12 protein-coding genes are annotated in these 13926 nt (G+C 70.0%); 6 read left to right on the top strand and 6 right to left on the bottom strand.

Going from position 1 to position 13926, the window contains the following annotated elements; all coding sequences use genetic code 11:
* Positions 1 to 104: 104 nt before the first annotated feature.
* Positions 105 to 887: a hypothetical protein gene (locus tag FHR38_RS18530; RefSeq protein WP_184535848.1), complete on the bottom strand. Its 783-nt coding sequence runs from the start codon at positions 885 to 887 to the stop codon at positions 105 to 107.
* Between the two features lie 90 nt (positions 888 to 977).
* Between FHR38_RS18530 and FHR38_RS18525 the strand changes: the two genes are divergently transcribed.
* Together FHR38_RS18525 and FHR38_RS18520 are read left to right on the top strand one after the other, a co-directional pair.
* On the top strand, positions 978 to 2183 hold the full coding sequence (locus tag FHR38_RS18525) for a DNA recombination protein RmuC (protein ID WP_184535847.1): 1206 nt from the start codon (positions 978 to 980) through the stop codon (positions 2181 to 2183).
* A gap of 201 nt (positions 2184 to 2384) precedes the next feature.
* Positions 2385 to 5663: a S8 family serine peptidase gene (locus FHR38_RS18520; RefSeq protein WP_184535846.1), complete on the top strand. Its 3279-nt coding sequence runs from the start codon at positions 2385 to 2387 to the stop codon at positions 5661 to 5663.
* Between the two features lie 155 nt (positions 5664 to 5818).
* On the opposite strand, the gene FHR38_RS18515 is transcribed toward FHR38_RS18520, so the two are convergent.
* Both FHR38_RS18515 and FHR38_RS18510 read right to left on the bottom strand, forming a co-directional pair.
* Entirely contained in the window at positions 5819 to 6247 is a 429-nt protein-coding gene (locus FHR38_RS18515) for a hypothetical protein (protein WP_184535845.1), read from the bottom strand.
* Positions 6248 to 6311: 64 nt separating this feature from the next.
* Positions 6312 to 7304, bottom strand: coding sequence for a 4-hydroxy-3-methylbut-2-enyl diphosphate reductase (locus FHR38_RS18510; RefSeq protein ID WP_184535844.1), 993 nt, complete (start codon positions 7302 to 7304; stop codon positions 6312 to 6314).
* 82 nt (positions 7305 to 7386) lie between these two features.
* Here FHR38_RS18510 and xseA point away from each other — a divergent pair, with 82 nt between their 5' ends.
* Together xseA and FHR38_RS18500 are read left to right on the top strand one after the other, a co-directional pair.
* On the top strand, positions 7387 to 8607 hold the full coding sequence (gene xseA, locus FHR38_RS18505; RefSeq protein WP_184535843.1) for an exodeoxyribonuclease VII large subunit: 1221 nt from the start codon (positions 7387 to 7389) through the stop codon (positions 8605 to 8607).
* 121 nt (positions 8608 to 8728) lie between these two features.
* Positions 8729 to 8959, top strand: a complete 231-nt coding sequence (locus tag FHR38_RS18500; RefSeq protein WP_184535842.1) for an exodeoxyribonuclease VII small subunit — start codon at positions 8729 to 8731, stop codon at positions 8957 to 8959.
* Positions 8960 to 9062: 103 nt separating this feature from the next.
* On the opposite strand, the gene FHR38_RS18495 is transcribed toward FHR38_RS18500, so the two are convergent.
* Together FHR38_RS18495 and FHR38_RS18490 are read right to left on the bottom strand one after the other, a co-directional pair.
* The gene (locus tag FHR38_RS18495; RefSeq protein WP_184535841.1) at positions 9063 to 9878 is read right to left on the bottom strand and encodes a hypothetical protein; all 816 of its coding nucleotides are present in this window, start codon (positions 9876 to 9878) and stop codon (positions 9063 to 9065) included.
* A gap of 240 nt (positions 9879 to 10118) precedes the next feature.
* Positions 10119 to 10808, bottom strand: coding sequence for a DUF4245 domain-containing protein (locus FHR38_RS18490; protein WP_184535840.1), 690 nt, complete (start codon positions 10806 to 10808; stop codon positions 10119 to 10121).
* Between the two features lie 87 nt (positions 10809 to 10895).
* Here FHR38_RS18490 and glpX point away from each other — a divergent pair, with 87 nt between their 5' ends.
* Both glpX and FHR38_RS18480 read left to right on the top strand, forming a co-directional pair.
* Positions 10896 to 11927, top strand: coding sequence for a class II fructose-bisphosphatase (glpX, locus tag FHR38_RS18485; RefSeq protein ID WP_184535839.1), 1032 nt, complete (start codon positions 10896 to 10898; stop codon positions 11925 to 11927).
* 4 nt (positions 11928 to 11931) lie between these two features.
* Complete coding sequence (locus FHR38_RS18480; protein ID WP_312882572.1) at positions 11932 to 12927, top strand: DMT family transporter; 996 nt, start codon at positions 11932 to 11934, stop codon at positions 12925 to 12927.
* A 20-nt stretch (positions 12928 to 12947) separates the two neighbouring features.
* Here FHR38_RS18480 and FHR38_RS18475 read toward each other — a convergent pair whose 3' ends face one another.
* Positions 12948 to 13916, bottom strand: coding sequence for an NAD(P)/FAD-dependent oxidoreductase (locus FHR38_RS18475; protein WP_184535838.1), 969 nt, complete (start codon positions 13914 to 13916; stop codon positions 12948 to 12950).
* Positions 13917 to 13926: the final 10 nt, after the last annotated feature.

Here is a 13926-nt window from a genome sequence, read left to right as displayed (position 1 = left end):
CGGCCAGCATCCCGAGAGCGGACAAGATCAACTGCGCTGGACGTACCTCGTCGGAAATCACCGCCTGATCAGAAGTCGCCGCCTGATCAGAAGTCGCCGCCTGATCAGAAGTCGCCCCCGAAGTCGCCGCCACCCCCGAAATCGCCACCCCCGAAGTCGCCGCCACCACCGAAGTCTCCGCCACCAAAGTCCCCACCGCCGCCGAAATCGCCACCCTCGGCACCGAAGTCCCCACCGTCGGCAAACCCGTCCTGGTAGCCGGCGTCGTAGCCGTAGCCCGGGTCGGCGAACGCGGGCGAGAAGAGCGCGTCGGCGATCAACATGCCGCCGAGCACACCCGCACCGGCGGCCAGGCCGGTCTTCCACCAGGGCGTCGAATACCAGCCCGCCGGCACCGGACGACCCTGCATCCGGCCACCCGGGTAGTAGTACGGCGTCGCCGCGCCCGGCTGCGGACCGGCCTTGAAGACCTGCCCCTGCACGTTCACCTCACGAGGCACGGTGACCGCCCCGGCACCCCGGGCGGCGGCCAACTGCGGCAGCTCCGGACCGGGATCGATGCCGAGCGCGGTCCGGGCCGCCCGGATGTAGGCCAAGCCCTCCAGCGCGGTCTCCCGGGCCAGTTCGTACTGCCGAGCCGTCCGGGCCTGCTCCAACTGCCCGCCGGCCGCGGTGTACCGCTCCCCCGCGTCGGCCAGCGCCTGCCGGACCGCCGGCTCGTCGCCATGCAGGCCCATCACCTGGCCGCCCAGCCGCTCGTACCAGCGCTGCGCCTCGGCCCGGGCGTCGGCCAGTGCCCGCGCCTGCCGGGCCGCGGTCTCCCGCCGCAGCCACACCAGGAGGCCAACGACCAGCACCAGGAACAGGAGAAACAGGGCCCATTTCATGAGTACGACGGTAGCTCCGTCCCACCATCCCGTCGGCGGGCCAGCGAGCCAGGTCACAGTGTCGCCGTAGCTGTTTGGCATGCTCGACGGGTGGATGCTTCGACGGTGGCCGTGGTGATCTGCTGCCTCGGGGTGGGCGGGGCCGCCGGTTGGCTGGCCGCCCGCACCCGGTCGGCGACCGAGATCGCCCGACTCGATGCGACCCTGCGGGCGACCCGGGACGGCGAGGGCCGGCTGGAGCAGTCGATGCGTGCGCTCTCCTACGAGGCGACGGCGCAGTCCCAGGAGGCGGTGGCCCGGGCGGTCGCGCCGCTGCACGAGTCGCTGCGCCGTTACGAGCAGCGGGTGGCCGAGCTGGAACACGATCGGGTGGACGCCTACGCCGAACTGCGCGAGCAGGTACGCGCCATGGGCGCCGTCTCCGGCGAACTGCGCACCGAGACCAAACAACTGGTGGCGGCGCTGCGCGCACCGCAGGTGCGAGGCCGCTGGGGCGAGCACCAGCTACGCCGCATCGTCGAGGCGGCCGGCCTGCTGGAACACTGCGACTTCGACGAGCAGGTCACCGCCGCCACCGACCATCAGGGGGTACGCCCCGATCTGGTGGTCCGGCTGCACGGCGGCCGATCGGTGGTGGTGGACGCCAAGGCACCCTTCGACGCGTACCTGACCGCGATGGAGGCCCGGGACGAACGCGGCCGGGACAGCCAGCTCGACGCGCACGCCCGGCACCTGCGGGCCCACGTCGACTCGTTGGCGGGCAAGTCCTACTGGGCGGCGTTCGAGCAGACCCCCGAGTTCGTGGTCCTGTTCGTGCCAGCCGACCCGTTCCTCGACGTCGCGCTGCAACGTGACCCGACACTGCTGGAGTACGCCTTCGCCCGCAACGTGGTGCTGGCCACTCCGGCCACCCTGGTCGCGCTGCTGCGTACCGTGGCGTACACCTGGCGGCAGGAGGCACTGGCCCGTAACGCGGTCGCCGTACACACCCTGGCCCGGGAGCTGTACGGCCGGCTGTCCACCCTCGGCGAGCATGTGTCCAAGTTGGGCGGGGCGTTGGGCGGGGCGGTGACCGCGTACAACAAGGCGGTCGGTTCCCTGGAGGCCCGGGTGCTGGTCAGTGCCCGTAAACTTGCGGATCTTGGGGTCTCGGGGGACCATCTGTCCACTCCGGCCCAGGTCGAGGTGACACCGCGCCAGCCGCAGGCTCCGGAGTTGGTCGACCAGCCGCAGGCTCCAGAGTTGGTCGACCAGCCGCCGAGGGAGTTGGTCGACCAGCCGCCGCAGGCCCTATAGCCGGTCCGATCGGTCGACAACATCAGATCGATGGCCACTAATTGTGATCATCCTGTCACGACTCCCGGCTGGTCGCACAGATTCCTATCACGGGGCAGTCACAAAGCGCGCTGCCAGTAGTGACAGCTCTCCGGACAAGACGGAAGATGCGGCTCACACGTGCCCTGCATCTGAGGGCCCTGTTCTCTGGAGGAAGAGAACGTGAGTAGACCCCGCACCTGGAGTCGGCGTACCTCCGCCGGGCTCCTCGCGTCGGTCGTGGCAGCCGGGGCCATGACCCTGACGGGTGGTGCCACCGCCGCGAGCGCCAGCCCACCGAGCGAGACCGACGTGCCGAAGGCCAACCCGGCCAATGCCCTGGGTTCCCGCGACGCGAAGCTCCTGGCCGAGGCAGAGGCCAAGGGCGACCGGTCGGTGACGGTCATCGTCGCCACCGACAAGGGTGAGGCGAACGACGTCGCCGCCGGGCTGGCCCGACTCGGCGGCACCGTCAGCCGCCAGTTCGACTCGGTCGGCTACCTGCTGGCCAAGGTGCCCACCGGGATGGTGACCCAGGCCGCCACGCTGCCCGGTGTGACCGCGATCGACCTCGACGAGGCCGTACCGCTGCCCGACCCGGCACCGGGCGACCGGACCGACGTCAGTGCCGCCCGCAAGGCGCCGACCCCCACGGCCGGGGCGACCGCTCCCGGCGCGGGCACGCCGGCCGTGAACCCCTTCATGCCGACGCACGAGACCGGTGCGGTGTCGTTCAAGCAGCGGCACCCGCAGTGGGACGGGCGGGGCGTGACCATCGGCATCATGGACTCCGGTGTCGACGTGGCTCACCCGGCGTTGCAGACCACCACCACCGGCGAGCGCAAGATCGTCGACTGGGTCACCGCGACCGACCCGCTGGAGGACGCGAGCTGGCGGCCGATGCTCACCGAGGTGACCGGACCGACCTTCACCATCGGCACCCAGACCTGGAAGGCCCCGGCCGGCACCTACCGGTTCAACCGGTTCGCCGAGTCGATCACCGCGGCCAGCGCCCCGGCCGGGGACATCAACCGCGACGGTGACACCACCGACACCTTCGGCATCCTGTACGACGCGGTGAGCCACGACATCCGGGTGGACACCAACCAGAACTTCGACTTCACCGACGACGCTGTGATGCGGCCGTACAAGGAGAAGTTCGACGTCGCCTACTTCGGCACCGACAACCCGGCCACCGAGATCCGCGAGCGGATCCCGTTCGTGGTCGAGTACCGCGAGGACGTGGACACCACGCCGGCCGGCGGTCCGGGCCTGGTCGACTACGTCAGCATCGGCCTGTCGGAGAGCGCCCACGGCTCGCACGTCGCCGGCATCACCGCCGCCAACGACATGTTCGGTAACACCGCCTTCGACGGTGCCGCGCCCGGCGCCAAGCTGGTCTCCGCCCGCGCCTGCTCCTGGGGCGGCGGCTGCACCTACGCGGCGCTGACCACCGGCATGGTCGACCTGGTCGTCAACCGGCGGGTCGACGTCGTGAACATCTCGATCGGTGGCCTGCCGGCGCTCAACGACGGCAACAGCGCCCGGTCGGTGCTCTACAACCGGCTGATCAACGACTACGGCGTGCAGATCTTCATCTCGGCCGGTAACAGCGGGCCGGGCGTGAACACCATCGGCGACCCGTCGGTGACCAGCAACGTGGTCTCCGTCGCCGCCAGTGCCAGCCGGGAGAGCTGGCTGGCCAACTACGGCTCGGCGGTGCGTACGCCGTACAACCTGCAGCCGTTCTCCTCCCGCGGTCCGCGTGAGGACGGTGGTTTCAAGCCGAACATCACCGCGCCGGGCTCGGCCATCTCCACCACGCCGACCTGGATGCCGGGTGTCCCGGTCGCCGAGGCGGGCTACGCGCTGCCGCCGGGCTACCAGATGCTCCAGGGCACCTCGATGGCCTCCCCGCAGGCCACCGGTGCCGCCGCGCTGCTGCTCTCGGCTGCCAAGGCCACGCACAACGGGGTCACCCCGGCCGCACTGCGCCGGGCGATCTACACCTCGGCCAAGCCGATCAAGAACGTCTCGGTGCACGGCCAGGGCAACGGTCTGTTCGACGTCAACGGGGCCTGGAAGCTGCTCGCCCGGGGCGTCGAGACCCGGGACTACGAGCTGACCGCCCCGGTCTGCACGCCGATCTCCCACCTGCTCACCACCCCGCACCAGGGCACCGGCCTCTACAACCGGTGCGCCGCCACCGACGGTGGCCAGCGGCCGGGTGTCACCAAGAAGTACGCCGTCAAGGTCACCCGGACCAGCGGTCCGAACAAGACGGTCAAGCACAAGCTCAACTGGGTTGGCAACGACGGTACGTTCCGTAACGCGCCGAAGACGCTGGACCTGCCGCTGAACAAGACCGTCACGTTCTATGTGGAGGCCCGGGGCGAGGTCGGCGTGCACGCCGCCATCCTGCGGATCGACGACCCGAAGACCTCGGTGGTCGACTTCGAGATGTCCGCCACGGTCGTGATCGGTGCGGACACCAAGAAGCCGAGCCACGCCATCACGGCCAGCGGCTCGGTCGAGCGCAACAGCACCACGTCCTACTTCGTCACGGTGCCCGCCGGTGCCGGGTCGTTGCAGGTCAACCTGTCGGGCATCGCCACCGGATCGCAGACCCGGTTCATCGCCATCAACCCGTACGGCGTGCCGGCCGACCCGACCGCTACCACGCAGTGCTACACCAACTACTCCGACCCAGCCGTCTGCAAGCCGCAGGAGCGGTCGTACGACAACCCGATCCCGGGTGTCTGGGAGATCGAGGTGGAGGCCCGGCGCACCTCACCGGCGCTGAACAACCCGTACCAGCTGCTGGCCCGGGTGCAGGGCGTGACGGTGGAGCCGGCAACGATCGAGCTGCCCAGTGTGCCGACCAACGTGGCGACCCCGGTCAGCTGGTCGCTGAAGAACGGCTTCGGTCCGGTGACCGTCACCGGCGTCGGTGGCGCGCTCTCCAGCGTCGCCAGCAGCCGGCCGACGATCACCGAGGGTACCGTCCAGGAATACACCGTCGAGGTGCCGGCCGGGGCGACCAGCTTCACCGCCCGGATCGGAAACACCGCCAACCTGGCCGCCGACCTGGACCTGCGGGTCTTCCGGGGCACCACCCTGGTGGGCCAGGCCGCCGACGGCGACTCGGAGGAGGCGGTCACGATCGCCAACCCCGTCCCGGGCACCTACCGGGTGGTCGTCGACGGCTACGCCGTGGACGGGGCGGGGGGCAGCACCGCGTACGACTACCGGGACTCGTTCACCGCGTCGTCGCTCGGTTCGCTGTCGACCGCCAGCGGGTCGCTGACCCTGGCCAACGGTGCCACCGCCACGGTCACCGGCTCGGTCACCGCCTCGGCTGCTCCGGCCGCCGGTCGGACGCTCTACGGCGAGCTGGCCGTGCAGACCGACGAGGGCGCGATCATCGGTCGGGGTTCGGTGTCGATCGGCACCATCTCCTGACGTACCGCTTCGGATAGCCACGGAGCCCGTTCCTCCTCGGAGGGACGGGCTCCGTGCCGTTTGCGGCCGCTACCTCGCGGCCCTAGGCTGCGCTGCGGTCACTGACTCACGGGTCTAGGCAGTTGCGGGCACTGACTCGTGAACCTCGGCGACACTCAGGCGGCCTTGGCGCTCTCCACCACGAACGGGGTGCCCTGCTGGCAGGTGGTCATCAGGCCCGGCTGCACCCGGCCGGTCACCGTCACCGTCGCCCCAGCGCGCAGCAGCTCACGCGGGCCACCCAGGAGCAGGTAGCGGTCGAGCAGCACACAGCCGGCCTCGACCCCGGCGATGATCGTGCCGCTGATGGTGATCGTGTCGGACGGTGGGGTCGTCCTACCGGGTGGCCGAGGCACGGGGGACTTGCCGGGCGGCGGCGACGGGTTGCCGGAATCGGTGCTGCCGGGGTCGACGGGCGGAGTGGTCACCGGTGTTCCCTCCGATGCGGTCGGGGTCGGGGACGTGCCGGTCGGGCCGTCCTGGGCGCACGCGCTCAGGACCAGGCAAGCGAGCATGGCGGATGCGACGATCCTGATCGTTCTCATACCGAATATGATGCCCCGCGCCGATCAACCGTTCCCTGTTCGACGCAGTCGAACGGTGTCAGCCTCAGGAGGCGGCGCGGGCCGCGGCGGCCTTCATGTCGCGCTTGAGTTCCTGCGGCAGGGAGAAGGTGAGCCGTTCGTCGGCGGTGGTCACCTCGGTCACGTCGGTGAAACCCCGGGCCGCGAGATGCTCCAGGACCTGCATGACCAGGTCGTCGGGGACGCTGGCTCCCGAGGTCAGGCCCACCGTACGGGCGTTGGTCAACCACTCGTCGGCGATCTCCGAGGCATAGTCCACCAGGTGGCCGGCACCGGCACCGGCACCCAGGGCGACCTCGACCAGGCGTACCGAGTTGGACGAGTTGCGCGAGCCCACCACGATCACCACGTCGCACTCGGGGGCGATCTCCTTGACCACCTGCTGCCGATTGGAGGTGGCGTAGCAGATGTCGTCGCTGGGCGGCGACTGCAACATGGGCAGTCGCTTCTTGAGCCGGGCCACCGTCTCCAGTGTCTCGTCGACCGACAGCGTGGTCTGCGAGAGCCAGACGACCTTGTTCGGGTCGCGGACGGTGACCTTGTCCGCGTCGTGCGGCCCGTCGATGAGCTGGATGTGCTCGGGAGCTTCGCCGGAGGTGCCGATGACCTCCTCGTGCCCCTCGTGACCGATCAGCAGGATGTCGTAGTCCTCGGCGGCGAACCGCTTGGCCTCCTGGTGGACCTTGGTCACCAGGGGGCAGGTCGCGTCGATCGCCTTGAGCGAGCGGGTTTTGGCCTGCTCGTGCACCTCGGGGGCGACGCCGTGCGCCGAGAAGATCACGGTGGCACCCTCCGGCACCTCCTCGTTCTCCTCCACGAAGATCGCCCCCTGCTGCTCCAGGGTCGACACGACGTGCTTGTTGTGCACGATCTGCTTGCGTACGTAGATCGGGGCACCGTAGAGCTTGAGCGCTTCCTCCACGGTCTGCACCGCACGGTCCACGCCAGCGCAGTAGCCACGGGGCTTGGCCAGTAGCACGCGCTTGCCGGTCTCTGTGGTCGCCTGGGCCTCGGTCACCCGTCCAGTCTACGTGTCGGCACCGGGACCGCCCGGAGTCGCACCGAGCGGCCATGTCCGCCCCTGGCCGTAGGCTGGGCCGGTGACTCAGCCGGAGATCCCGCGCAGCAGCCCCGACGAGCCGTGGCCGGTCCGGGTGGTCAGCCAGAAGGTGAGTGGCTGGATCAGCAAGCTGGGCTGGGTCTGGGTGGAGGGTCAGGTCGCCCAGATCAGTCGCCGGCCCGGTGCCGCCACCGTCTTCCTCACCCTGCGTGACTCCTCGGCCGACCTGAGCCTGACCGTAACCACCAACCGGGACGTACTGGACGCCGGGGCACCCGAGCTGGCTGACGGCGCAAAGGTGGTGCTGCATGCCAAACCGGAGTTCTACGCCGCCCGGGGCACGCTCAGCCTGCGCGCCGACGAGATCCGCCAGGTCGGTCTCGGCGAGTTGCTGGCCCGGCTGGAGAAACTCAAGAAGCTGCTGGCGGCGGAGGGGCTCTTCGACCGGGCCCGCAAGCGCCGGCCGCCGTTCCTGCCCGGCCGGGTCGGGCTGATCACCGGTCGGGCCTCGGCCGCCGAACGGGACGTACTCACCAATGCCCAGCGCCGCTGGCCGGCGGTGGAGTTCCGGACCGTCAACGTGGCGGTGCAGGGGCCGACCGCCGTACCGCAGATCATCGACGCGCTGAAGGTGCTCGACGCGGACGACCGGATCGACGTGATCATCCTGGCCCGGGGCGGCGGCAGTACCGAGGACCTGTTGCCCTTCTCCGACGAGGCGCTGTGTCGGGCGGTGTTCGCCTGCCGTACCCCGGTGATCAGTGCCATCGGGCACGAGACGGACGCGCCACTGGTCGACTACGTGGCCGACGTCCGCGCCTCCACCCCGACCGACGCGGCCAAGCGGGTGGTGCCCGACCTGGCTGAGGAGTCACGGTTGATCCGCCAGGCCCGGCAGCGACTGGACCGGGCGGTCGTCAACCTGGTCGACCGGGAGTCGCACCGGATCGACGCGCTGCGCTCCCGGCCGGTGTTGGCCCGACCCGGCGTGATGCTGGATCAGCGGGCCACCGACGTGGCCGGGTTACGGGATCGAGCCACCCGCTGTCTCGACCACCGCCTGGGCACCGCCACCGGCGACCTGCGACACACCGTGGCCCGGCTCCGCGCGCTCTCCCCGGCCGCGACCCTGGATCGGGGGTACGCCATCGTGCAGCGCGCCGATGGCCAGGTGGTACGCGACTCGGCGGAGGTCGCCGCCGGCGATCCGCTGCGGCTACGGCTCGCCCGGGGCGAGGTCGCGGCAACGGTCGACAGCTGAACGTGCCCGCCGCAATCCTGATCACCGCCGGGGTGTCCGCTGCGGCGGACGAGAGACTTCATCCCGACCCGGGTCCGCGGATGCGCCGACCCGGACCGGATGTACCGAGGAAAGGACCGCCATGGCCGACCAGAAGAAGAACGTGACCGGGCCGGACGAGCGGCTGAGCTACGAACAGGCCCGTGCCGAACTGGCGTCGGTGGTCGAACGGCTGGAGGCCGGGGGGACCTCGCTGGAGGAGTCGCTGGCGCTCTGGGAGCGCGGTGAACGGCTCGCCGAGGTCTGCCAGCACTGGCTGGACGGGGCCCGCGAGCGGATCGACGCGGCCCGCCAGGCCAGAGAGTCCGCCTGAACCGGGCCGATGGGTCGGCCTGGAACTGGCTGGAGAAATTCCTCGTGTAAAGCATCGAGGGGGATGACCCGGGCGGGCCATCCCCCTCGATGAGGTGGAGATATCAGTCCTTCCACATTTCGTAGACCCCGGCGGGAGCCTCCTGCGTCTGGCTCGCCTCCGGCTTCTGCGTCGCGGTGGCCGCACCGTAGTCGGAGTAGGTGACCTTCAGCTCCTGCTCCTTGATCTCACCGACTGCCGGTACCTTGATCGCCAGCTCGGTCAGCCGACCCTGCGCGTCGAGCTTCGCCGTGAACGGCAGCGAGTTGGCCTGGGCACCGAGCGCCTTGAGCACGTCCTCGTCGCTCAGGCCCGCCTCGGTCGCCTTGGACAGGTCGATCTTGCCGCTGTAGGTGCCCTCGCCGGTCTTCTGGACGTCGACGATGGCCTTGGTCAGCAGGGCGGCACCGGCCGGGTCGACGTCGTTGAAGTCGAACTGGAGGTCCTTGATGCTCTTGACCTTCGACTGGTCGAGGTGCATGTACTTGCCGGTGTTCAACGACGCCATCTCCGGCATATCAGCGAGTGCGCCGCCGAGTTTCATCTTGACGTAGCTGTCCGGCTCGACGTAGATGAGCTCTATTTCCATCGAGAAATCGAGGGTGGCGTCCGCAGCCTTCATCGACATCTGGGCGCTCCGGCTGGGCATGTGCACCGAGCCGGTGCTGTTCATCCCATTGCTCTCCACCGCGAACCGGAAGTTGCCCTTGGCGATCTCCTTGGTGGAGGCGAGCAGCGCCTCCTTCGGGTCCGCGGGGATGGCCGGCGCTGCCGACTGGGCGTCGAACGGGGCGGGGGTGGCGGAGTTGCACGCGGTCAGGCCGGGGGTAAGCAGCGTCGCTGCAACAACTCCGGCAATCGTCCACCGTCGAATCTTCACGAAAAGTCACTCCAGAAATCGTCCGACAGTGATCCACCGCCGGAGGTCAAGACCGAAGAGCCTAGCGCTCACCTGATTGCCGTGCCGTCCGGTTCGCCCGGTCTCGAAGGAGACGACCGTCACTTCTCGATCGGCGGCCGGCCTATCTGCGATCGATCCCGGACCCGGCACCGGGTCAGAAGTGTCACACCTGTCTCGGTCGTGGCCGAGCCGGTCAACTCGGCGTCGGAGCGGAGCCGGTCAACTCAGCGAACGCGCCAGGTCGTGCAGTTCCGACTCGGGGGCGGCACCGACCACGATCACCGTACGGGTCGGTTCCAGCAGCACCAGGGCCCGCTCGCCGGACCGGGCCGGATACCGCTGCCAGCTCCGGCCGGCCAGTTCGGTCGCGCCCTGCGCCGGGCCGCTGGCCGCCAACTCCGTGGGCAGCAGTTTCTCGGCCGGCACGCTGCTCTGCACCACCTGCACGCCGCCGCCGGATGGACTGAGGTAGCCGAGGCGCAACGTCGCCCCGTCGTCGGACCGGCGGAAGGTGGCGGTGACCGGGCGCCACTCCCCGGCCAACCCGACCGGCTCACCGACCGGGAACGCGTTGGCCGACTTGGCCTGGGCGATGACCGGTGCCGTATCGACCACCACGGGCTGGTCGCCACCGAGGAAGGCCCGGTAGAAGCCGAACAGCAGGGCTATCGGTACGAGCAGCACGAGCAGCGAGATGGCCATGTCCTTGACCGACCGCTGGGAGCTCGGCGGCTCCACGTTACGGGTGGGTTCATCCTGGGTACGGTCGTCCTGGCTACGGCTGGCAGGCTGGTCGTCCTGACTCGGGCTGGCAGGCTGGGCGAGGTCCACGTACCCATCTTCGCAGCTTGGCCGACTGCTGCGATCCGGGCCACCGGTGCCCCGAACCGGCGTTAAGTTGACCAACATGCCAGGATTCCTTCCAATGCCGGCGGCGGCATCGACGGACGCCGCAGTTTGCCGGTCCACCCCGCAACGCCGCGAGGAGGAGCCGTCGTGAGTAGCAGCAGCAACCGGATCCCGCAGAATCTGGACCGCAACCTGGCCCTCGATCTGGTTCGGGTCACCGAGGCGGCAGCCATGGCCGCCGGACGGTGGGTCGGCCGGGGCGACAAGGAGGGCGGCGACGGCGCCGCAGTCGACGCGATGCGCAAGCTGATCAACTCGATCCCGATGCGCGGGGTCGTGGTGATCGGTGAGGGTGAGAAGGACAACGCCCCGATGCTGTTCAACGGCGAGGAGGTCGGGGACGGCACCGGTCCCGAGGTTGACGTGGCGGTGGACCCGATCGACGGGACGACGCTGATGAGCAAGGGCATGCCGAACGCTCTCGCCGTACTGGCGGTCGCCGAGCGGGGTGCCATGTTCGACCCGAGCGCCGTCTTCTACATGGAGAAGCTGGCGGTCGGGCCCGCCTACGCCGACGTCGTCGACATCAACGCCGGGGTGGCCGAGAACCTGCGGCGAATCGCCAAGGTGAAGGGCACCGACGTATCCGACGTCACCGTCTGTGTACTGGACCGGCCCCGACACAAGGACCTGGTACGCGACATCCGCCGGGCCGGCGCGGCGATCCGGTTCATCTCCGACGGGGACATCGCCGGTGCGATCGCCGCCGCCCGGGGCGAATCCGGGGTGGATGTGCTCATGGGCATCGGTGGTACGCCCGAGGGGATCACCGCCGCCTGCGCGCTCAAGTGCATGGGCGGCTCGTTGCAGGCGAAGCTCTGGCCCAAGGACGACGAGGAGCGGGACAAGGCGCTGGCCGCCGGACACGACCTCGACCGGGTGCTGGGCACCGACGACCTGGTGACCGGTGACAACTGCTTCTTCGTCGCCACGGGTGTCACCTCCGGTGACCTGCTGCGCGGGGTCAGCTACCGCGCCGGTGGGGCGTACACGCAGTCGATCGTCATGCGCTCCAAGAGCGGCACCATCCGCGTCATCGACTCCTACCACCGCCTGGAGAAGCTGGCGCTCTACTCGGCCGTCGACTTCGACGGCCGACCCCTGGCAGAACAGGACTAACTTGATCAACCCCTCGACGGCCCCGGAACCACCGGCGCCGCGCCGAGCGATCGGCGTCGCACTCGCCGTGGCCTCCGGGGCCGCCGTGGCCGTACAGTCGCGCATCAATGGTGAGCTGGGCGTACGTCTCGACGACGGCATCGCCGCAGCCACCGTCTCGTTCGGCGTCGGGCTGCTGGTGCTGCTCGTGCTGGTGCCCGCCGTCCCGGCCGGACGGCGCGGGCTGGCGGTCTTGCGTACTGCGCTGCGGGGCGGCACGCTGCGGCCGTGGCAGTGTCTGGGTGGCATCTGTGGTGCGTTCCTGGTGGTCACCCAGGGGCTGACCGTCGGGACGCTGGGGGTGGCGGTGTTCACCGTGGCCGTGGTCGCCGGTCAGTCGGCCAGCAGCCTGGCCGTGGACCGGGCCGGGATCGGCCCGCTCGGGCGGCAACCGGTCACGGCGGCCCGACTCGCCGGCGCCGTGCTCACCGTACTCGCGGTGTTGCTCTCGGTGGGCGACCGGCTGGACGATTCGACGGCGTTGGGGTTCGCGGTCTTGCCGGCGCTCGCCGGGATGGGCATCGCCTGGCAGCAGGCGGTCAACGGCCGGGTACGGGTCGCCGCCGGCAGTGCCCTGACCGCCACCGGGGTCAACTTCCTCGTCGGTACGGCCGCGCTACTCGTCGCCCTCGCCGTGGACGTCGCGCTACGGGGCTGGCCGGCCGGCCAGTGGCCCACCGAGCCGTGGCTCTATCTGGGCGGGCCGATCGGCATCGTCTTCATCGCGATCGCCGCCGCGGTGGTCCGGTTCACCGGTGTGCTGTTGCTCGGCCTGTCGACCATCGCCGGGCAGGTCGTCGGGGCGGTCCTGATCGATCTGGTGGCTCCCACGACCGCCGAACTCCGGCCGGGGATCGACACCGTGCTGGGCGCACTGCTGACCCTGGCGGCGGTGGCCGTCGCGTCCTCACTCCCCCGCTTTGCGGTTGGGAAGGGTCCCTTCCACGACAGAAGGCGGTAGGAGTCGGCACCTCCTGACACTCACCCGACGTCGGAGGAATGCCCTGGGAAGAGGTGGGCGGCCGGGTCGATGACCACGGCGGCGTTGTTGACCGCCGTCGCCGCCTCACCGAAGCCGGTGGCGATCAGCCGAACCTTGCCGGGGTATTCGGTGATGTCCCCGGCGGCGAAGATCCGGGGCAGGTTGGTCGCCATCGTGCTGTCGACCAGGATGTGCCGCCTGTCCAGGGTCAGTCCCCAGTCGGCCAACGGCCCGAGGTCGGCGGTGAAGCCCAGCGCCGCGACCAGGGTGTCCACCGGTACGGTCTGGGCGTCGCCACCCTTGACCCGCAGGTCGACGCCGACGATCGCGCCGTCCCCGTGGACCTTCGTCACCTCGGCGTTGACGACGATCCGGACCGGGAGTTGACGTACCCGCGCCACCGTCGCGGCGTGTGCCCGGAACCGGTCGCGCCGGTGGACCAGGGTGACGGAACGGGCCAGTGGTTGCAGGGCCAACGCCCAGTCGAAGGCCGAGTCGCCGCCGCCCACGATCAGCACGTCCTGACCGGCGAGATCGGCCAGGTGCGGTACGAAGAAGACCAGACCGTCGCCGGTGAAGTGGCTGGCCGCCGGGAGCGGTCGGGGGGTGAAGCTGCCCAGCCCACCTGTGATCAGCACCGAGCCGCAGTGCAGTCGTGCACCGTCGGAAAGGGTGACCACCGGCCGGTCGGCCAGGTACGACAGGTGCTCCGCCCGGATGCCGAGCAGGTATTCCGGCGCGAACGGCGCGGCCTGGGCGACCAGGTTGGCGACCAGGTCCCGCCCCTTGATCGAGGGAAATCCGGCGACGTCGAAGATGACCTTCTCGGGATACATCGCGGTGACCTGACCACCGGCCTCGGGTAACGCGTCCACGACCGTGACGGAGAGTCCCCGGAAGCCGGCGTAGTACGCCGCGAAGAGGCCGGCCGGCCCGGCTCCGATGATGGCGACATCGACCTCGCGCATGTGCTCACCG

Origin of the sequence: Micromonospora polyrhachis, from assembly GCF_014203835.1 — a bacterium.
Classification (GTDB): domain Bacteria; phylum Actinomycetota; class Actinomycetes; order Mycobacteriales; family Micromonosporaceae; genus Micromonospora_H; species Micromonospora_H polyrhachis.
The sequence above is the reverse complement of the archived record's forward strand: the minus strand, read 5'-3'. Positions and strand labels throughout refer to the sequence as shown.